This window comes from Burkholderia sp. B10 (genome assembly GCF_004368385.1).
GTDB lineage: Bacteria > Pseudomonadota > Gammaproteobacteria > Burkholderiales > Burkholderiaceae > Burkholderia > Burkholderia vietnamiensis.
Window position 1 is genome coordinate 1 of sequence record NZ_PQMX01000071.1, and the last position, 20,008, is coordinate 20,008.

At 68.3% G+C, this 20,008-nt stretch carries 19 protein-coding genes and 1 riboswitch; of the genes, 13 read left to right on the forward strand and 6 right to left on the reverse strand.

What is annotated here, in order from left to right; genetic code table 11:
- The first annotated feature begins 99 nt into the window (after positions 1-99).
- The gene (locus C3Y15_RS25885) at positions 100-1,542 is read left to right on the forward strand and encodes a DEAD/DEAH box helicase (RefSeq protein ID WP_134206888.1); all 1,443 of its coding nucleotides are present in this window, start codon (positions 100-102) and stop codon (positions 1,540-1,542) included.
- Here the strand turns inward: C3Y15_RS25885 and C3Y15_RS25890 are convergent.
- The 3 genes from C3Y15_RS25890 to C3Y15_RS25900 form a co-directional block, all read right to left on the reverse strand.
- Entirely contained in the window at positions 1,536-2,045 is a 510-nt protein-coding gene (locus C3Y15_RS25890; protein WP_034192685.1) for a hypothetical protein, read from the reverse strand. The two genes, C3Y15_RS25885 and C3Y15_RS25890, sit on opposite strands and share 7 nt — an antisense overlap.
- A 67-nt stretch (positions 2,046-2,112) precedes the next feature.
- On the reverse strand, positions 2,113-2,940 hold the full coding sequence (locus C3Y15_RS25895) for a ferritin-like domain-containing protein (RefSeq protein ID WP_011885947.1): 828 nt from the start codon (positions 2,938-2,940) through the stop codon (positions 2,113-2,115).
- 334 nt (positions 2,941-3,274) lie between these two features.
- Positions 3,275-4,915 (reverse strand): gamma-glutamyltransferase family protein, encoded by a 1,641-nt coding sequence (locus C3Y15_RS25900; protein WP_011885948.1) that lies wholly within the window; start codon positions 4,913-4,915, stop codon positions 3,275-3,277.
- A gap of 301 nt (positions 4,916-5,216) precedes the next feature.
- On the opposite strand from C3Y15_RS25900, the gene C3Y15_RS25905 reads away from it, so the two are divergent.
- The gene (locus C3Y15_RS25905) at positions 5,217-5,996 is read left to right on the forward strand and encodes a DeoR/GlpR family DNA-binding transcription regulator (protein WP_011885949.1); all 780 of its coding nucleotides are present in this window, start codon (positions 5,217-5,219) and stop codon (positions 5,994-5,996) included.
- Positions 5,997-6,296: 300 nt separating this feature from the next.
- The gene (locus C3Y15_RS25915; protein ID WP_011885950.1) at positions 6,297-6,494 is read left to right on the forward strand and encodes a hypothetical protein; all 198 of its coding nucleotides are present in this window, start codon (positions 6,297-6,299) and stop codon (positions 6,492-6,494) included.
- A 98-nt stretch (positions 6,495-6,592) separates the two neighbouring features.
- On the opposite strand, the gene C3Y15_RS25920 is transcribed toward C3Y15_RS25915, so the two are convergent.
- Positions 6,593-6,961, reverse strand: coding sequence for a hypothetical protein (locus C3Y15_RS25920; RefSeq protein WP_011885951.1), 369 nt, complete (start codon positions 6,959-6,961; stop codon positions 6,593-6,595).
- Between the two features lie 161 nt (positions 6,962-7,122).
- Between C3Y15_RS25920 and glpD the strand changes: the two genes are divergently transcribed.
- The 4 genes from glpD to C3Y15_RS25940 all read left to right on the forward strand — a co-directional run bounded on the left by glpD (position 7,123) and on the right by C3Y15_RS25940 (position 12,145).
- Positions 7,123-8,646 carry a glycerol-3-phosphate dehydrogenase gene (gene glpD, locus C3Y15_RS25925; protein WP_069246318.1) on the forward strand — a complete coding sequence of 508 codons (1,524 nt, stop codon included), beginning with the start codon at positions 7,123-7,125 and terminating at the stop codon, positions 8,644-8,646.
- A gap of 131 nt (positions 8,647-8,777) precedes the next feature.
- Positions 8,778-10,280, forward strand: a complete 1,503-nt coding sequence (glpK, locus tag C3Y15_RS25930; protein ID WP_034192688.1) for a glycerol kinase GlpK — start codon at positions 8,778-8,780, stop codon at positions 10,278-10,280.
- Positions 10,281-10,372: 92 nt separating this feature from the next.
- Complete coding sequence (locus tag C3Y15_RS25935; RefSeq protein ID WP_011885954.1) at positions 10,373-11,089, forward strand: MIP/aquaporin family protein; 717 nt, start codon at positions 10,373-10,375, stop codon at positions 11,087-11,089.
- A gap of 369 nt (positions 11,090-11,458) precedes the next feature.
- Positions 11,459-12,145 (forward strand): HAD-IA family hydrolase, encoded by a 687-nt coding sequence (locus C3Y15_RS25940; RefSeq protein WP_011885955.1) that lies wholly within the window; start codon positions 11,459-11,461, stop codon positions 12,143-12,145.
- An 88-nt stretch (positions 12,146-12,233) separates the two neighbouring features.
- Here the strand turns inward: C3Y15_RS25940 and ribB are convergent, their stop codons facing one another.
- Both ribB and C3Y15_RS25950 read right to left on the reverse strand, forming a co-directional pair.
- Positions 12,234-12,944 (reverse strand): 3,4-dihydroxy-2-butanone-4-phosphate synthase, encoded by a 711-nt coding sequence (gene ribB / locus C3Y15_RS25945; protein ID WP_059461488.1) that lies wholly within the window; start codon positions 12,942-12,944, stop codon positions 12,234-12,236.
- Positions 12,945-13,062: 118 nt separating this feature from the next.
- Positions 13,063-13,211, reverse strand: a riboswitch (FMN riboswitch).
- Between the two features lie 164 nt (positions 13,212-13,375).
- Complete coding sequence (locus tag C3Y15_RS25950; RefSeq protein ID WP_011885957.1) at positions 13,376-14,068, reverse strand: XRE family transcriptional regulator; 693 nt, start codon at positions 14,066-14,068, stop codon at positions 13,376-13,378.
- Between the two features lie 404 nt (positions 14,069-14,472).
- Here C3Y15_RS25950 and miaB point away from each other — a divergent pair, with 404 nt between their 5' ends.
- The 6 genes from miaB (at position 14,473) to C3Y15_RS25975 (ending at position 19,970) form a co-directional block, all read left to right on the forward strand.
- On the forward strand, positions 14,473-15,846 hold the full coding sequence (gene miaB, locus C3Y15_RS25955; RefSeq protein ID WP_011885958.1) for a tRNA (N6-isopentenyl adenosine(37)-C2)-methylthiotransferase MiaB: 1,374 nt from the start codon (positions 14,473-14,475) through the stop codon (positions 15,844-15,846).
- A 33-nt stretch (positions 15,847-15,879) separates the two neighbouring features.
- Positions 15,880-16,926: a PhoH family protein gene (locus C3Y15_RS25960; RefSeq protein ID WP_011885959.1), complete on the forward strand. Its 1,047-nt coding sequence runs from the start codon at positions 15,880-15,882 to the stop codon at positions 16,924-16,926.
- 172 nt (positions 16,927-17,098) lie between these two features.
- Entirely contained in the window at positions 17,099-17,875 is a 777-nt protein-coding gene (gene ybeY, locus C3Y15_RS25965) for an rRNA maturation RNase YbeY (RefSeq protein ID WP_069246319.1), read from the forward strand.
- A 14-nt stretch (positions 17,876-17,889) separates the two neighbouring features.
- On the forward strand, positions 17,890-18,522 hold the full coding sequence (locus C3Y15_RS25970) for a gamma-glutamylcyclotransferase (protein WP_011885961.1): 633 nt from the start codon (positions 17,890-17,892) through the stop codon (positions 18,520-18,522).
- A 70-nt stretch (positions 18,523-18,592) separates the two neighbouring features.
- Entirely contained in the window at positions 18,593-18,742 is a 150-nt protein-coding gene (locus C3Y15_RS31865; RefSeq protein WP_164716012.1) for a hypothetical protein, read from the forward strand.
- Positions 18,743-19,082: 340 nt separating this feature from the next.
- Entirely contained in the window at positions 19,083-19,970 is an 888-nt protein-coding gene (locus tag C3Y15_RS25975; RefSeq protein ID WP_011885962.1) for a transporter associated domain-containing protein, read from the forward strand.
- Positions 19,971-20,008: the final 38 nt, after the last annotated feature.

The window sequence follows — 20,008 nt, forward strand, 5'->3', positions numbered from 1 at the left end:
GCGGGAAACCGCAGCCGCGCCCCTTTGCTTTTGGCGACGTCACTTCCCCGCGCTGGCCGCGCGAGGCGTCGCCAATCATAAAACTCAAGAGTGGTATCTATGTCTTTCGAATCTCTCGGCCTGGCCGAACCGCTCGTCAAGGCGGTCAACGAGCTCGGCTACACGTCGCCGACCCCGATCCAGCAGCAGGCGATCCCCGCCGTCCTCGGCGGCGGCGACCTGCTCGCCGGCGCACAAACCGGCACCGGCAAGACCGCCGGCTTCACGCTGCCGATCCTGCAGCGGCTGCATACCTTCTACACCGAGCATCGCGGCGCAAAGCGTGCGGTGCGCGCGCTGATCCTCACGCCGACGCGCGAACTCGCCGCCCAGGTCGAGGAAAGCGTGCGCGCGTACAGCAAGTACGTGAAGCTGCGCTCGACCGTGATGTTCGGCGGCGTCAGCATCAATCCGCAGATCGACGCGCTCAAGCGCGGCGTCGACATCGTCGTCGCGACGCCGGGCCGTCTGCTCGACCACATGCAGCAGAAGACGATCGACCTGTCGGATCTCGACATCCTCGTGCTCGACGAAGCGGACCGGATGCTCGACATGGGCTTCATCCACGACATCAAGCGCGTGCTCGCGAAGCTGCCGCCGCGGCGTCAGAACCTGCTGTTCTCGGCGACCTTCTCCGACGAGATCAAGGCGCTCGCCGACAGCCTGCTCGATTCGCCGGCGCTGATCGAAGTCGCACGCCGCAACACGACCGCGGAAACCGTCGCGCAGAAGATCCACCCGGTCGATCGCGATCGCAAGCGCGAGCTGCTCACGCATCTGATCCGCGAGCACAACTGGTTCCAGGTGCTCGTGTTCACGCGCACCAAGCACGGCGCGAACCGGCTCGCCGAGCAGTTGACGAAGGACGGCATCAGCGCGATGGCGATCCACGGCAACAAGAGCCAGTCGGCCCGCACGCGCGCGCTGGCCGAGTTCAAGAACAACACGCTGCAGGTGCTCGTCGCGACCGACATCGCCGCGCGCGGGATCGACATCGACCAGTTGCCGCACGTCGTCAACTTCGACCTGCCGAACGTGCCGGAAGACTACGTGCACCGCATCGGCCGCACGGGCCGCGCGGGCGCGACCGGCGAAGCGGTGTCGCTGGTGTGCGTCGACGAGAAGCAGTTGCTGCGCGACATCGAGCGGCTGATCAAGCGCGAGATTCCGCAGGAAGTGATCGCGGGCTTCGAACCCGATCCGAACGTCAAGCCGGAGCCGATCCAGCAGCGTCGCGGCCAGCAGCCGCGCGGCGGTGGCGGCGGCGGTGGGAATCGTCAGCCGCGTGCGGGCGGCTCAGGCCAGGCCGGCGCGAAGCGCGACGCCAACGCGCAGCCGAAGGCCGCGAAGGCGGCCAAGCCGCGCGCGGCCGGCGGTGCGAGCGGTAACGCCAACGGCGGCGGCCGCCCGGCCGGCGGCGGCAACGGCGCACGTCCCGCCAACGGCAATGCCGCGCACCCGAACCGCAACCGTTCGTCGCGCAGCGGCCAGCGCGGTCACTGAAGCCGCGCGGCCGCGCGCCGCAGGTGCTCGATCTGGCGTTGCCAGCGCGCGAGCACCTCGGCGCGCGTCTCCCCTTCCAGCGCGAACGTGACACCCGTCGCGAGACGCGCATAGCCGACCCGCTGCGCATCGCCGTGTGCGATCGTCGCAGCGAATCCGCGCAAGCCGCCGACATCCGCGTCGAGCGGTTCGATACTCAGTTGTGCCTGAAAGAACGCGCCGTCGGCGACGAGCGTCAGCGCGGCCGCGCGCCGCTGCGCGAGCGCGCGCGCCGCACGCGATTGCGGCCATAGCGCGAGCAGCAGCGTGTGTGCGTCGCGTGCGAAGATCTCGCCCGCGCTCAGCAGCGTCGTGCGCAGCTGGCCGTCGTCGGTCGCGACGAGCAGCGACGCCGCAACGTCGGCATGGCGCTCGAGCGCGGTGCCGTCGAACAGCGAGACGACGGCCGGTGGCCACGCGTCGAACGTCCATTGTTCGAGCGCGTGGCGATGGGTATCGGTCATGATGGCGGGCCCGGTGGAAAGCGAAACACGAGGCGACAGCATACGCGCGACGGGCCGCGCCGGGGGCTCAGCGCATGAACACGTGCCGCGTGATCTTGGTGAGCGGATAGTGGACGCTCGGCTGGATCTTCGCGGGCAGGTCGAGCGGCTTGAGCAGCATCTTCACGCACATGTCGGCCGACAGATTGCGCCGCACGAGCGAGCTGATGCGTGCGGCGCGCTCGCGGTTGTACTGATTGTCGCCGACGCGATCGGGATAGCGCACCGCGAACACGTGGCGCAGCGCGATCTCGGAGTCCTCGTTCTTGATCTCCATCACGCGGCGCATCAGCGCACCGAGCACCGCGAGCCGGCCGTTTCCTTCGAGCTTGTTGTACTTCTTGAAGAACTTGAAGAAGTGCTTGTAGTGGCGCACTTCGTCCGAGCGGATGTTGTCGGTGATTTCCTTCAGCACGGGCTCGTCTGAGCATTCGTTGATCGCGCGATAGAGCGTGGCCGTGCCCGTCTCGACGACGCAGCGCGCGACCATCTCGAGCGCGCGGGTTTTCTCGAACGCGTCGACCGAGCAAGTCTTCGAATACTCGGCGAAGAAATTCGCGAACGCGGTATCCCAGTCGAACTCGGGCCACACGTGCGCGATGTACGCCTTCAGCGCGCGCCCGTGCTGCAATTCTTCGTGCTCCCACGCACTGTTGAGCCACGCGGATACTTCCGGATCGTCGTTGAAGAACTCGCTCAGATTGCTCGTGTAGAGATCCGAGCCGCTTTCGATGAACGACGACGCGCACAACAGCAGCAGCAGATCCTCGTTCGCGGCGGCACGCTGACGATCGATCCGGTTCAGATCGATGTCCTCGATACGCCACGGCATGACATGCGTCGTTTCAGTAGGCATGGTGTTGCGCTCCCAGTCGTCGCGCGGCGCGCCGGCCCTTCCCTTCGGCACCGGCCCGGCGCCCGCAGGCGACGTTTTGCTTGCATTTATAGTGACTTGGTCCGGCCGAACCATCCTGGCATCTTAGCCGGAGATTTATGTTCGTGCTTCAACCACTGACCGTACCCGGCGCGCGCAGTTCCACCCGCCATGTTGCGCTTCGTTAGACGGGTTCTTCGAACCCCGCACGTGCCACGACATGCGCCACGTCAAGCCGGCTGGTCGGCTGGTCGGCTGGTTGGCTGTTTTGCCGATCGCCCTCGGATCGGCGCCGCCGCCGACTGGAAGCGTTCCGTCAGAAACCGGCGGCGAGGCCGTCGCGGCGGCTGTCGCTCGCGGCCACGTAGCCGCGCTCGGGATCGTCGGGATCGAGGCGCCAGACGAACTGCCCGGAGCCGAAATCCATGTAAGGATCGTCGACCGACTTGATCGTATGGCCGCGCGCGGCGAGCGCGTCGACGGTCTGCCGGTTCATCGTCGCCTCGACGTCGAGCGTGAAGTCGCGGTTGACCTTCCAGCGCGGCGCGCAGCACGCGGCCTGCGGCTGCTGGTGGTAGCCGAGCATCCGCACGATGGTCTGCAGATGGCCTTGCGGCTGCATGTCGCCGCCCATCACGCCGAAGCTCATCACCGCCTCGGTGCGCCCGTCGACCTGCTCGGTGACGAACGCCGGGATGATCGTATGGAACGGCCGCTTGCCGCCCGCCACCACGTTCGGCGAGCGCGGATCCATCGAGAAACCGTGCCCGCGGTTCTGCAGCGCAATGCCCGTGCCGGGCACGACGAGCCCCGACCCGAAGCCCATGTAGTTGGACTGAATGAAGCTCACCATCATCCCGCGCTCGTCCGCCGCCGACAGGTAGATCGTGCCGCCCGAATGCGGGCGGCCGGCCGCGAAGTGCGTCGCCCGCGTGCGGTCGATCAGCTTCGCGCGTTCGGCGAGATACGCGTCGTCGAGCATCTCGGCCGGCGTCACGTCCATCGCGCGCGGGTCGGCGACGTAGCGATAGACGTCCGCGAACGCGAGCTTCATCGCCTCGATCTGCAGATGCTGCGAATCGGCCGAATCGACGGGCCAGTCGGTCACGCCCACGTGCTCCGCGATGCCGAGCGCGATCAGCGCGGCGATGCCCTGCCCGTTCGGCGGAATCTCGTGGACCGTATGGCGGCCGAAGCGCTTGCCGATCGGCTCGACCCATTCCGGCCGGTACGCGCGCAGGTCGGCCTCGGTCAGCGCGCCGCCGCCTTCGCGCGCGAACGCCGCGAGCCGCGCGGCGAGCGCGCCTTCGTAGAACGCGCGCGGCCCGTCGTGGGCGAGCGTGCGCAGCGTCTGCGCATGGTCCGGCAGGCACATGCGCTCGCCGACGAGCGGCGCGCGCCCGCGCGGCATGAAGGTCTGGGCGAAGCCCGGCAGCGCGTGCAGCTCGGGCACGGCGGCCGCCCATTTGTGCGCGACGATCGGCGACACCGAATAGCCGCGCTCCGCGTGCTCGATCGCCGGTTCGAGCAGATCGGCGAACGGCAGCGAGCCGAACTTCGCGTGCAGCGCTTCCCAGCCGGCGATCACGCCCGGCACCGTGACGGTGTCCCAGCCGCGCGTCGGCTGCTTGGCGATGCCGTGCGCATCCTCGCCGTGACGCCGGCGGAAGTAGTCGGGATTCCACGCCGCCGGCGCGACGCCCGACGCGTTCAGCCCGGACAGCCGCTCGCCGTCCCATACGAGCGCGAACGCGTCGCCGCCGAGCCCGCACGACACCGGCTCAACCACCGTGATCGCGGCCGCGGCGGCCAGCGCCGCATCGACGGCGTTGCCGCCCTTCCACAGCATCCGCAGCCCGGCCTGCGCGGCGAGCGGATGCGACGTCGACACGACGTTGCGCGCGAATACGGGGATGCGGGTCGTCGGATACGGGTTGTGCCAGTCGAAGCCTGTCATGTCGGTTCCACCTCGTTGGAAGCTGGGATGAGCGCGCGGGGCGCGGGGTTCGGCCTCGGCTCGGGCTCGGACTCCGCTCGCGAGCCGTTCCAGCGCCGTTCCGGCCCGCACTCGAGCTCCCCGCCCCGCGCGCGAACGGTCCGTCATTGCAGCGCGATCCGCGTGCTCGCGCAAATTCATTTGCGACATGAAATCATGCACCTGCGAACTGTATCCGCGGCCGTGGTGCGCCGCCGGCCGCTGCGAACGCGGTTCGCGCCCTTACAATATCCGGTCCGCACCACGATTCGACCGCCGAGCCATGACCCGAGATCCCCGCCTCACCCTCAACGCGCGCCAGCAGGAATTGCTCGAATGGGTGCAGCGCGACGGCTTCGTGACGGTCGACGATCTCGCGTCGCACTTCGCGGTCACGCCGCAGACGATCCGCCGCGACGTGAACTGGCTCGCCGACCTGAACCTGCTGCGCCGCTACCACGGCGGCGCGAGCCTGCCGACCAGCTCGGAGAACGTCTCCTACACCGCGCGCCAGCGGATGTTCCACGACGAGAAGCGGCGCATCGCGGCGCTGGCCGCGTCGCACATCCCCGATCAGGCATCGCTGTTCATCAACCTCGGCACGACGACCGAGGAAGTCGCGCGCGCGCTGAATCGCCATCACGGCCTGCACGTGATCACGAACAACCTGAACGTCGCGTCGATGATGAGCGGCTACCCCGACTGCGAGGTGCTGATCACGGGCGGCATCGTGCGGCCGTGGGACAAGGGGATCGTCGGCGAGCTCGCGATCGACTTCATCCGCCAGTTCAAGGTCGACTACGCGATCATCGGCACGTCGGCGATCGAGGCCGACGGCACGCTGCGCGACTTCGACACGCGCGAGGTGCGCGTGGCCGAGGCGATCATGCAGCATGCGCGCACCGTCTACCTCGTCGCCGATCATTCGAAGGTCGGCCGTCCCGCGCTGGTGCGCCAGGGGCACCTGAGCCAGGTGCACGCGCTGTTCACCGACAAGCCGCTGCCGCCCGAGATGACCGACACGGTGGCCGCCGCCGGCACCCAGGTGTACGTCGCCGAATGACCGCCGCGATGCTGCACCGCACGCGAAACTTCAAGTGAAATCAAGAAGTTCGCGCGCCGGCCGAACCGCTTGCGGCGCGCGCCTGTGTCAAACGGAAAATTAACGGGGCACGATTTGTCGTTGCCCGCACGCTCGACTAGACTCCAGTTCCCCGGCCCGTCGCACGATCCGCTCCTGGCAGCGCGTATGCGACATCCCGGCCGGCGAATGCAGCTTTTCCCCCCAAGCCCTACCCGCGGGGTATCGCGCACCGGCGTTCACGCCGGCCGCGCGGGCAGACCGGTTGCCATGGAGAGAACGATGCTGAGTCCGCATGAATTCGCCACGCTATTGCTTGTGAAGGACGCCCCCGACCAGGGCGACATGGAGCGCGATGAACTCGACGCGCTGCTCGAACAGCAACTCGTCCGGCTGGAAGGCCTGGGATCGGGACGCCGATATTGCGTGACCGAAACCGGCGACGCCGCGCTGCGATCCATCAAATACCGCTATTCATGAAGCGCCCGCCGCACCGCCGTTCCAGATGACCCGCGCGCCGGCCGGATTCCCGGCCGCGCCGCTTTCCGCCCCCCTGCCGCCCTTCGTGCGTTCGCGCGTCAGCCGCCGCGCAGCGTCGGATCGACCGCCGCGCGCCAACTGATGGCCTGCGCGCGTGCGCCGTTGAAATACGCGATCCACGCGGCACGCTGCGCCGAGTTCGGCGCCGCGTAGCGCGCTGAAAGTTCGTTTACGAACGCACAATAGTTCGTTTCCGTCAGCCCCCGATAGCGTTTCGCCACGTACGCGTCGTACAGCGTCGAATAGACCGGCACCGCGTCGTCGCCCCAATCGCGCGCGGCGCCGCCGCAGCTCGTCTCCAGGTCGACGAACGACGGCGCGCGCCAGTTGCCCGCCAGCGGCGGCACACCGACGCCGCACCCCGCCAGCAACACGGCGCACGCGCCCGCCCACATCCCAATACGCATGATTCACCTCGCGAAACGGTCGATTGCGTCAGTATCGCCCGCGGTCGCGCCGCGCGCCATTGGCCCGCTTTTTCGAACTTTACTTTTTCGATTCCGTTCGTTAAATTTCGAATTCGAACATTTCATGTTCGCCAATTTCCATCAGACGATAAGGACAGCAGGTGATACAACCGAATCGCTACGATCTGCTCGTCGTCGGCGGCGGCATCAACGGCGCCGGCATCGCGCGCGATGCGGCGGGCCGCGGCCTGTCGGTGCTGCTTTGCGAGCAGGACGACCTGGCGTCGCACACGTCGTCGTGCAGCACGAAGCTGATTCACGGCGGCCTGCGCTACCTCGAATACAACGAGTTCGGCCTCGTCCGCAAGGCGCTGCAAGAGCGTGAAACGCTGCTGCGCGCGGCGCCGCACATCATGTGGCCGCTGCGCTTCGTGATGCCGCACATGCCGAACCTGCGGCCGGCGTGGCTGATCCGCGTCGGCCTGTTTCTCTACGATCACCTCGCGAAACGCGAGCTGCTGCCCGGCTCGCGCGGCATCGACATGCGCCGCCACGCGGCCGGCGCGCCGCTGATCGACTCGATCAAGCGCGGCTTCGTCTATTCGGACGGCTGGGTCGACGACGCGCGTCTCGTGGTGCTGAACGCGCTCGACGCGCAGGAGCGCGGCGCCGAGATCCTCACGCGCACCAAGCTCGTGTCGGCGCAGCGCGTCGGCGACGCATGGGAAGCGCGGCTCCAGCTTGCCGACGGCTCGATGCGCGTCGTCCACGCCCGCGCGGTCGCGAACGCGGCCGGCCCGTGGGTCGGCGAGGTGCTGCACGGCGCGCTGGGCCGCGGCGCGCATCACAGCGTGCGGCTCGTGAAGGGCAGCCACATCATCACGCGCCGCCTGTTCGAGCACGACCACGCGTACATCTTCCAGAATCCGGACAAGCGGATCATCTTCGCGATTCCGTACGAACACGACTTCACGCTGATCGGCACGACCGACGTCGAATACACGAGCGATCCGGCGAAGGTCGCGATCGATCGCGACGAGACGCAGTATCTGTGCGAGTCGATCAATCGCTATTTCAAACGCAAGATCTCGCCGGCCGACGTGCACTGGACCTATTCGGGCGTGCGCCCGCTGCTCGAAGACGAAAACGCGGCGAACGCGTCGGCCGTCACGCGCGACTACCGGCTCGAGATGGACGACGGCGCCGGCGCGCCGCTGCTGTCGGTGTTCGGCGGCAAGATCACGACCTTCCGCAAGCTCGCGGAGGAAGCCGGCGACATGCTGTGCCGCGCGCTCGGCCGCGACGCGCCGACGTGGACGGCCGGCGCGCCGCTGCCCGGCGGCGACATCCCCGGCGCGAAGTTCGACGCGTTCGCCGATGCGTTCGCGACACGCCACCCGTGGCTGCCCGCCGCGCTCGCGCGCCGCTATGCGCGCGCGTACGGCACACGCGCGGAGCGCGTGCTCGACGGCGCGCAGTCGCTCGCCGAGCTCGGCGCCGAAGTCGCACCGGACCTGTTCGACGCGGAGCTGCGCTATCTGCGCGTCGTCGAGTGGGCCACCTGCGCGCAGGACGTGCTGTGGCGCCGCTCGAAGCTCGGGCTGCACGTCGCGCCCGGCACGCTCGACGCGGTGACGGCCGCGCTCGACGCGTGGTTCGCCGCCGCACACGCGCCGCACGCCTGATCCGTTTGCAGTTGCAGTTCGCAGTTGCAGTTTGCATTTGCAGTGGCCTTACCGATGTCGATTCACCGACGCGCCGCGTAATATGCGGCGCGCATCACAACTACGCCGATCCACGGATGGAGATGAGAGACATGCAGGACCAGTACATCCTCGCGCTTGACCAGGGCACGACGAGCTCCCGCGCAATGCTGTTCGATCGCCAGGGCAACATCGTTTCGATCGCCCAGAAGGAATTCGAACAGATCTACCCGCAACCCGGCTGGGTCGAGCACGACCCGCAGGAAATCTGGTCGACGCAAGCCGGCGTCGCCGCCGAGGCCGTCACGCGCACGGGCTTGAACGGCACGTCGATCGCGGCGATCGGCATCACCAACCAGCGCGAGACGACCATCGTCTGGGATCGCGAAACCGGCCAGCCGGTCTACAACGCGATCGTGTGGCAGGACCGCCGCACGGCCGACTTCTGCGATTCGCTCAAGCAGCAGGGCCTCGAGGCGAAGGTGCGCGCGAAGACCGGCCTGCCGATCGACTCGTACTTCTCCGCGACCAAGATCCGCTGGATTCTCGACAACGTGCCGGGCGCGCGCGACAAGGCGCGCCAGGGCAAGCTCGCGTTCGGCACGGTCGACAGCTGGCTCGTGTGGAACTTCACGAAGCACGAGCTGCACGTGACCGACGTGACGAACGCATCGCGCACGATGCTGTTCAACATCCACACGCGCGAGTGGGACAGCGAGCTGCTCGAACTGCTCGACATCCCGCGCAGCATGCTGCCGGAAGTGAAGGCTTCGTCGGAAATCTACGGCCATACGAAGACGACGGTGTTCGCGTCGAAGATTCCGCTCGCGGGCATCGCCGGCGACCAGCACGCGGCGCTGTTCGGCCAGATGTGCACGACCTCGGGCATGGTCAAGAACACCTACGGCACCGGCTGCTTCCTGATGATGAACACCGGCGACAAGCCGATCGAGTCGAAGAACAACCTCGTCACGACGATCGCCTGGCAGATCGGCGACGACGTGCAGTACGCGCTCGAAGGCAGCATCTTCATCGCGGGCGCGGTCGTGCAATGGCTGCGCGACGGAATGGGCATCATCAAGACGGCCGCCGAAATCGAAGCGCTGGCCGCGCGCGTGCCGCATACCGACGGCGTCTATCTGGTGCCGGCCTTCGCGGGCCTCGGGGCGCCGCACTGGAATGCCCGCGCGCGCGGCTCGGTGTTCGGCGTCACGCGCGGCACGACGTCCGCCCATCTCGCGCGCGCGGCGCTGGACGCGATCGCGTATCAGTCGCTCGACGTGCTGGCCGCGATGGAAGCCGACTCGGGGATCAGCATCGGCGAGCTGCGCGTCGACGGCGGCGCGAGCGCGAACAACCTGCTGATGCAGTTCCAGGCCGATCTGCTCGGCGTCGACGCGGTGCGTCCTCAGATCACCGAGACGACCGCGCTCGGCGCGGCCTACCTCGCGGGCCTCGCGATCGGCTACTGGAAGAACCTCGACGAAGTGCGCAGCCAGTGGCAGCTCGATCGCCGCTTCTCGCCGTCGATGCCGAAGGAGCAGGTCAAGCAGTGCATGGCCGGCTGGCAGCGCGCGGTGCGCGCGGCCAAGGCGTGGGCCGACGACACGCAGTAAGCGCGGCGCTGGCCGCAACACGTCCAAACGAAATACAACAACACCGGCGGGCCGCGCAATGCGCGAGTCCGCCGCACTCCAAGAGAGACAACATGTCACCTTATATTGCGGAATTCATCGGCACGGCGATCCTCGTGCTGCTCGGCAACGGCGCGGTCGCAAACGTGCTGCTTGCGAAGACCAAGGGCAAAGGCGCGGACCTGATCGTCATCGTGATGGGCTGGGCGATGGCGGTGTTCGTCGCCGTCTACGTGACCGCGTCGTTCAGCGGCGCGCACCTGAATCCGATCGTCACGATCAGTCTCGCGCTGGCGGGCAAGTTCGCGTGGTCGAAGGTCGCCGGCTACGTCATCGCGCAGATGCTCGGCGGGATGGCCGGCGCGCTGCTCGTGTGGCTCGCGTATCGCCAGCACTTCGCGAACGAAGCCGACGCGGACCTGAAGCTCGCGGTGTTCTGCACGGCGCCCGCGATCCGCAGCACCACGCACAACGTGCTGACCGAAGCGATCTGCACGTTCGTGCTGATCCTCGGCGTGCTGTACCTTGCGTCGCCGCAGGTCGGCCTCGGCGCGCTCGACGCGCTGCCCGTCGGCCTGCTGGTGCTCGGCATCGGCATCTCGCTCGGCGGCCCGACCGGCTATGCGATGAGCCCGGCGCGCGACCTGTCGCCGCGCATCATGCACGCGCTGCTGCCGATTCCCGGCAAGCGCGACAGCGACTGGCGCTACGCGTGGGTGCCGGTGATCGGCCCGCTGCTCGGCGGCGCCGCGGCTGCCGGCCTGTATCTGCGCCTGCACGCGATGGCCTGAGCGCCGCTGCGGCGGCTCGCGGTTTCGAAACGGCGCGCGGCGGCAGCAGCCGCCGCACGCCTCATGAACTTCTCACCCGGCGTCACGGCGCGGTGCGCCGGTGACGGCCGCCGCCGCAGCTTGCGGCCCGCATCGGCTGGTGGCGAACCGCGTCGCGCCACAGCGGCTGCGCATTGGCTCCGCCTGCGCGACGACGCGCATCCTGACACGCGGCCGAAGCCACTCGCCGCGACGGCCAATCATCTGCACCGAAGCCGAATCTGTCAGCCGCACGCCGCCGGCACATCCCCCAAGCCCGCTGGCCGCATCGCGAAAACACGTATCATGGCGGCACGTTCGGCGTCGCCGACACCCCGCCTCTTCTTCATCATGCTCGATCACCTTATCTGCGACTGCGACGGCGTGCTCGTCGACAGCGAAGTCATCGCCGACCGCGTCCTGTTCGACACGCTGTCCGCCACGTTCCCGCACCTCGATTTCGAAGACGCTGCAAAGTCGGCCTTCGGCCAGCAGACGTCACGCTTTCTCGCGGGGCTCGAAGCGCGGTTCGGGATCAGGATGCCGGAGAACTTCATCGAAACCGTCGAGCACAACATCGAGACCGGTCTCGCGCAATCGCTCGCGCCGATCACCGGCGTGCGCGACGCGTTGATGCAGGTCGGCCTGCCGGCCGCGGTGGTATCGAACAGCCGGCTCGTGCGCGTGCGCAGCTCGCTCAAGCGCGCGGCGCTCACCGAGATCTTCGGCGATCGCGTGTTCAGCTCCGAGCAGGTCGCGCGGCCGAAGCCCTACCCCGACGTCTATCTGCATGCGGCGCAGACGCTCGGCGTCGAGCCGACGCGTTGCGTCGTCGTCGAGGACAGCGTGTCGGGACTGAACGCGGCGCGCGCGGCCGGCATGAAGACGATCGCGTTCGTCGGCGCGAGCCACATCCCGGACAACTACGCGGACGCGCTGCGCGCGATGGGCATCACGCGCATCATGCGCCGGATGGACGAACTGCCGGCGCTCGTCGCGGCCGGCGTACGCGGCGAATTCGGCGACGTGCAGTCCTGACGGTTGGCCGCCGCGCGATAAATCGACTGGTGCGCGCGGCTGCGCGCACGCGGTGCGCCGGGCGCAACGACGCGCCCGTGCGCCACGCTCAGGCCAGCTCGCAGCAGCGCTCGCGCGCGGCCGCCAGCGCCTCGCGGAATTCCACGAGTTCGGCGATCGTCAGCATCGGCAGCCCGTGCTGCTGCGCGAAGCGCTCGACGTCGTCGCCGCGCGTCATCGTGCCGTCCGGGTTCATCAGCTCGCACAGCACGCCGGCCGGCCTCAGGCCCGCGAGGATCGACAGATCGATCGTCCCTTCGGTGTGACCGCGGCGCGCGAGCACGCCGCCCGGTTGCGCACGCAACGGGAACACATGGCCGGGGCGAACGATGTCGTACGGCTTCGCATCGTCGGCGATCGCCGCGCGGATCGTCGTCACGCGGTCGGCCGCGGACACGCCGGTATGCACGCCTTCGCGCGCCTCGATCGACACGGTGAACGCGGTGCCGTTGCGGCTCTCGTTGGTCTGCACCATCGGCGGCAGCTCGAGCGCGCGGACCTTGTCGTCGGTCAGGCACAGGCACACGATGCCGCTGCACTCGCGGATCAGCAGCGCCATCGTCTCGGGCGTGATGCGCTCGGCGGCGACGATCAGATCGGCCTCGTTCTCACGGTCGTGATCGTCCTGCAACACGACCGCGCGGCCCGCGCGCAACGCGTCGAGCGCGGCGGCGATGCGCGGCGGCACCGGTTCGGATTCGAGCAACGGGAGATCGGCAAAGGCGTCGGCGGGTGCCGACGAAACGGACTTGAAGGACATGTGAAACGCTCCTCGCAATTACGATTTGGGCGAAAAACGTTTCAGGGCATTGCAAACAGACAGAACGACAATCCGCTACGCACGCACGGCGAAGCGGCCCTGACGGACATGACTATCTGCACATCTTCTCTCATCCGGACTATGACCGTCGGCTCTGGCATTCGACCAGATCTGCTGACCCCGCGCAGCTGCGCGGGCGCTCGCGGGCTCGCCGGCTTTCGCCAGCCTACCGCCGGTGGGGAATTTCGCCCCGCCCTGAAGACGCACTGATTGCCGGCCGGGACATCGATCCCGGAACCAGCGGGCAAAGCATACCTCAGCTGCAAACGCCGCGCAGCGAACCGCGGCTATACCCTTACCGGCGACACCGTCTAACGAAGTCGCCGTTACGGCCCGCCGCCCGCCGCGGCAATCGCGGCGTTCGCGCGCAATCAGCCGGCCGCCGAGCCGGCCGCGGCCGCATCGCGCACGTGCCAGCGCGGCGGCGCCTCGGGGCCGACCGTCACGCGGAACGCGCGCGCATCGCTGTCGCCGGGGTTGCGCAGGCTGTACGGCTGGTCGGCGTCGAACACGATCGCGTCGCCGGTCGCGAGCAGCTGGCGACGGTCATGCACGCTGACTTCGAGCGTGCCCTCGCTGACCACCAGATTGATCGTCGTGCCGGGCGCACGCGGCGTGCCAGGCTCCGTATGCAGCGGCGCGATGCGCAGCTCGTGGAACTCGGCCGCGGCCGGTTCGCCTTCCGGATACAGCGCGCGCGCGGAAAAGCGGCCGTTCGAGCTGACGACGCGCACCGCGCGCTCGGCCGCCAGATGCTCGAAGCCGTTCACCGCGTGACGGCGCAGGAACGCGGCGACCGACACCTTCAGGGCCGCGGCGATCTTGCAGAGAACCTTGATCGACGGCACGCTGCGCGCGGATTCGATCTGCGCGAGCATCGCGCGCGACACGCCGGACAACCGCGCGAGCGCATCGAGCGACAGTTGCCGCTCGGCACGCAGGCGCGCGAGATTCACGCCGACGACGTGCTCGAGCGCGTCGAGCGAAGCGGACGTCCGCGCGCCGGCGGCGTCGCCGGACTCGAACGAAGACACGTCGCGCACCAGCGCCAGGGGTGTAGACATAGCATGACCTCCGGGCCGCCGTGCGGCCCTGCAATGGGGTAAGCCGGAATCGGAGTGCGCCATGCACGGCGCGTACTGACACGCTATCACCGGGCCCGGAGCGGGCAAACGAAGTTATCTTCACACCGTTATCAGCAGCGCGGCGCAATGGGTGTTTCACGCGGCGTCTGCGCTCGCACCTTGCCGGGATGGAGCCGGCAAGGGGCCGGAACCCACCGGCACGGCGGCGCGCGCCCGCAACCGGCCACCGGTCCGGCGGGCCGCGAAAAGCTATAATGGAAAGCTTTCCCGACGGCCTTTCCTGTCCAATGCGCGCCATATCATGCAGCGTGCATGCAGCGCGCGGCCGTCCCGATTCACCCTTGACGACGCCCCCAGGTCAACCACTGCGAACGGCGAACCCCATGACCAAGAAAGTTTACGTAAAGACCTTCGGCTGCCAGATGAACGAGTACGACTCGGACAAGATGGTGGACGTGCTGAATGCGGCCGAAGGCCTCGAGAAGACCGACACGCCCGAAGACGCGGACATCATCCTGTTCAACACGTGCTCGGTGCGCGAGAAGGCGCAGGAAAAGGTGTTCTCCGATCTCGGCCGCGTGCGCGAGCTGAAGGAAGCGAAGCCCGGCCTGCTGATCGGCGTCGGCGGCTGCGTCGCGAGCCAGGAAGGTGCATCGATCGTGTCGCGCGCGCCGTACGTCGACCTCGTGTTCGGCCCGCAAACATTGCACCGCCTGCCGCAGATGATCGACGCGCGCCGCGCGAGCGGCCGCGCGCAGGTCGACATCACGTTCCCCGAGATCGAGAAGTTCGACCATCTGCCGCCCGCGCGCGTCGAAGGCCCGAGCGCGTTCGTGTCGATCATGGAAGGCTGCTCGAAGTACTGCAGCTACTGCGTGGTCCCGTACACGCGCGGCGATGAAGTGTCGCGCCCGCTCGACGACGTGCTGACCGAAGTGGCCGGCCTCGCCGATCAGGGCGTGCGCGAAGTGACGCTGCTCGGCCAGAACGTGAACGCGTACCGCGGCGCGCTGAGCGCCGGCTCGGCCGACATCGCCGATTTCGCGACGCTGATCGAATACGTCGCCGACATTCCGGGCATCGAGCGGATCCGCTACACGACGTCGCATCCGAAGGAGTTCACGCAGCGCCTGATCGACACCTACGCGAAGGTGCCGAAGCTCGTGAGCCACCTGCACCTGCCGGTCCAGCACGGCTCCGACCGGATCCTGATGGCGATGAAACGCGGCTACACGGTGCTCGAATACAAGTCGGTGATCCGCAAGCTGCGTGCGATCCGCCCCGACCTGTCGCTGTCGACCGACATGATCGTCGGCTTCCCCGGCGAGACCGAAGACGACTTCGACAAGATGATGGCGCTCGTCCACGAGATGAGCTACGACACCAGCTTCTCGTTCATCTACAGCCCGCGGCCCGGCACGCCGGCCGCCAACCTGCACGACGACACGCCGCGCGAGGTCAAGCTCAAACGCCTACAACATCTGCAGGCGACCATCGAGGAGAACGTCGCGCGCATCAGCCAGTCGATGGTCGGCAAGGTCGAGCGCATTCTCGTCGAAGGCCCGTCGCGCAAGGATCCGAACGAGCTGTCGGGCCGCACCGAGAACAACCGCGTGGTGAACTTCCCGGCGCCGCTCGCATCGCACCCGCGCCTGATCGGCCAGATGATCGACGTGAAGATCAACCATGCGTACCCGCACTCGCTGCGCGGCGAGCTGCTGCTCGTGAGCGACGACGCGAGCGCGGCCACCCACTGACCGACTGACGTTCCACAGGAGCCCGACGCTACTTTGAAGACCGTCCAAGCACTGGAATTCACCGCACCGCGCGACGACAACGCGCGCCTCGCGAACCTCTGCGGCCCGCTCGACGAGAATCTGCGGCAGATCGAACAGGCGCTCGACGTGACGCTCGCGCGGCGCGGCCACCGGATCACGATCCGCGGCCGCGGCGCGAAGCTCGCGCTCGCGGCGCTCGAGAACTTCTACAACCGCGCGCGCGATCCGCTGTCGGTCGACGACATCCAGCTCGCGCTGGTCGAAGTGCGTCACACCGCCGGCAACGGCCGGCAGCACACGGTCGACGTGCGCTTTCGCGGCGATCCCGACCATCCGTTCGACGAACCGGCGGCGGCGCTCGACGACGCCGCGCCCGACGAGGAGCCCGCGCCGAAGCTGTACACGCGGCGCGCCGACCTGCGCGGCCGCACGCCCGCGCAGCGCGAATACCTGAAGCAGATCCTGCAGCACGACGTGACGTTCGGCATCGGACCGGCCGGCACGGGCAAGACCTACCTCGCGGTTGCATGCGCGGTCGACGCGCTCGAGCGCGACCAGGTCAAGCGGATCGTGCTGACGCGCCCGGCCGTCGAGGCCGGCGAGCGGCTCGGCTTCCTGCCGGGCGACCTCGCGCAGAAGGTCGACCCGTATCTGCGGCCGCTGTACGACGCGCTGTACGACCTGCTCGGCTTCGACAAGACCGCGAAGATGTTCGAGCGCCAGATGATCGAGATCGCGCCGCTCGCGTACATGCGCGGACGCACGCTGAACCACGCGTTCATCATCCTCGACGAGGCACAGAACACGACGCCCGAGCAGATGAAGATGTTCCTCACGCGGATCGGCTTCGGCTCGAAGGCCGTCGTCACCGGCGACACGAGCCAGGTCGACCTGCCGCGCGGACACAAGAGCGGGCTCGTCGAGGCGCAGCAGGTGCTCGGCGACGTGCGCGGGATCGCGCTCACGCGCTTCACGAGCGCGGACGTCGTGCGCCATCCGCTCGTCGCGCGCATCGTCGAGGCGTACGACGACTTCCACGCGCAACACAAGGACGCATGAGGACGCCTGACGACGCGTGACGCTGCTGCGGCGCCCGCGCGTCGCAGCGGCCACCGGCCCGGCCCGCCCGACGGCGCGCCGGGCATTTTTTCACCCGCGTCCGGACGCGGCGCATTCGGGTGCGATCGGCCGTTTGGTGTATCCTCAACGCGTTCCAATCGCCGCCCCAGTCATGAAATCATCCCGCTCTCGCAAGTCCGGGCGCGCGCAGTCTGCCGCGCCAGAATCCCCCCGTGTTTCCCTGTTCGATGCGAAGGGCAAGGCCCGGAGCGTCAACGCGCAAGGGCTGCGAATCGACTTCCCGGACGGCCGCAGCCTGATGTTCGACCTGTCGGGCAGCTCGGGCGATGCGGCCGTCGCGATCGTCGCTCAGCACAACGATCCGACCATGCGCGCGAAGCTCGCGCTGCAGCCCGAGCACTACGACAGCGTGACGCTGCACGTCGGCGCCGAACTCGCGCCGCGCGACGAAGAAATGGATGAAGGCGGCCGCGAACTGGAGTTCGAACTGTCCGTGCAATACGGCGACGAAATCACCGCCGAGCTGCGCAAGACGCTGCCGAAGCGCAAGCTGATCACCGAATGGATCGAGCCGGCGCTGTTCGCGAGCGCGCAGCTCACCGTGCGCTTCGTCGGCGAGGAAGAAGGCCGCACGCTGAACGCCGGCTATCGCCACAAGGACTATCCGACCAACGTGTTGACGTTCGCCTACGATCCGGCGCCGGACGGCACCGTGATCGGCGATCTGGTGCTGTGCTGCCCGGTCGTCGAAAAGGAAGCGCGCGAGCAGAACAAGCCGCTCGCGGCCCACTACGCGCACCTGCTGGTCCACGGCGCGCTGCACGCGCAAGGCTACGACCACGAGACGAGCGACGCTGATGCCGCCGAAATGGAAGCGCTCGAAATCGACATCCTCGCGAAGCTGGGCTTCCCGAACCCGTACCAGTAAACGCCGTCCGCACCATGCACCACGCCGCGCTGCTGCCGCCCGCCTACCCGCCGTCGATCGGCGAGGGCCGGCTGCTGACGGAAGAGGAACTCGCCGCGTCGCTCGCGCACACGATGCGCGATTGGGACGGCCGGCAAGACCTGTGGCTGTTCGGCTATGGGTCGCTGATCTGGAACCCCGGGCTGCCGACGGTCGCCGCCGTGCGGGGCAAGGTACACGGCTATCACCGCGGCCTCTATTTGTGGTCGCGCGTGAACCGCGGCACGCCCGAGCATCCGGGCCTCGTGCTCGCGCTCGATCGCGGCGGCTCCTGCGCGGGCATCGCATTCCGGATCGCGGGCCCGACCGCCCAGCCGCATCTCGAGACGCTGTGGAAACGCGAAATGCCGATGGGCTCGTACCGGCCCGCTTGGCTGCCGTGCTCGCTCGAGACCGGCGAACGCGTGCAGGCGCTCGCGTTCGTGATGCGCCGCGACGCGCCCACCTACACGGGCAAGCTGCCCGACCCCGTCGTGAAGGCGGTGTTCGACAGCGCGGCGGGCCGCTACGGCACGACGCTCGATTACGTGAGCCGCACCGTCGACGCGCTGCGCGCGAGCGGCATCCCCGATCGCGCGCTGGAAGCGCTGCTCTCGCGATGCCGGTGACGCGCCGCACGCCGGTCCGCGCCGGGCGAGCGCGCCGCCGCGCCCCTGCATTCGAACCAGGATGGCCACGATGAAACCGTCAACCAGATCGCGCTGCATCGTCGCCGCGCTGCTGATCGCCGCGAGCGTCGCGGTGTCGGGCTGCGGAATGTTCGGCTGCGGCGGCGCCGCGACCAACGGCGCGGCCGCGGGCGGCTGCTCGGCCGGCATGCGCTTCTGACGCGGCGCCGGCGGGGCCGGCGCGACGAAATGCCGCCGCGCGGGCCTCGGGCCTCGGGCCTCGGGCCTCGGGCCTCGGGCCTCGGGCCTCGGGCCTCGGGCCTCGGGCCGCCGGCCGCACCCGCTCCCGCCCGGGTATTTTTGCCTTCGCTGCGCTGCCGGCCCTTTCTGAGATAGGATGGACCCGAAGCAGGGCCGCCGTGCCGCGCGCGGTCGAGTCCCGGCCGACGCGCGGGCCGCCCGGCCTGGCCGGACGGCCGGTGACACGGCCGCGCCATGCCCTTGGTGTATCCTTCCCTACTCCGTGACCGCGCGCCCCGGCATGATCCGGGCGCACCACCATGAACGATTCGTATCCCAGTCGTAAGCCAATCGACAAACCGCAAGAAAAGCGCTCGCTGCTCGAGCGCCTGACCGACTTCATCTCGCCCGAGCCGGAATCCCGGACGGAACTGCTGGAAATCCTCCAGGATGCGCACGAACGCAACCTGATCGACGCCGATTCGCTGTCGATGATCGAGGGGGTGTTCCAGGTGTCCGACCTGTGTGCGCGCGACATCATGGTGCCGCGTGCGCAGATGGACGCGATCAACATCACCGACAAGCCCGAAGATTTCATCCCGTTCGTCCTCGAGAAGGCGCACTCGCGCTATCCGGTGTTCGAGGAGAACCGCGACAACGTGATCGGCGTGCTGCTCGCGAAGGATCTGCTGCGCTTTTACGCCGAGGAAGAATTCGACGTGCGCGGCATGCTGCGCCCGGCGGTGTTCATCCCCGAATCGAAGCGCCTGAACGTGCTGCTGCACGACTTCCGCGTGAACCGCAACCATCTGGCGATCGTCGTCGACGAATACGGCGGCGTCGCGGGCCTGATCACGATCGAGGACGTGCTCGAGCAGATCGTCGGCGACATCGAGGACGAATACGACTTCGACGAAGAGGCCGGCAACATCATCTCGGCGCCCGACGGCCGCTACCGCGTGCGCGCGCTCACCGAGATCGAGCAGTTCAACGAGACCTTCGGCACCGACTTCCCGGACGACGAGGTCGACACGATCGGCGGGCTGATCACCCATCATTTCGGCCGCGTGCCGCATCGCGGCGAAAAGCTGCAGCTCGGCAACCTCGTGTTCGAGATCCAGCGCGGCGATGCGCGGCAGGTCCACGTGCTGCTGGTGCGCCGCAACCCGCTCGCGAGCCGGCGCGCCGAAACCTCGCACGACGACTGACCGTCCGCGCCGGCCGCGCCTTCCTCAACCGCTCGCCC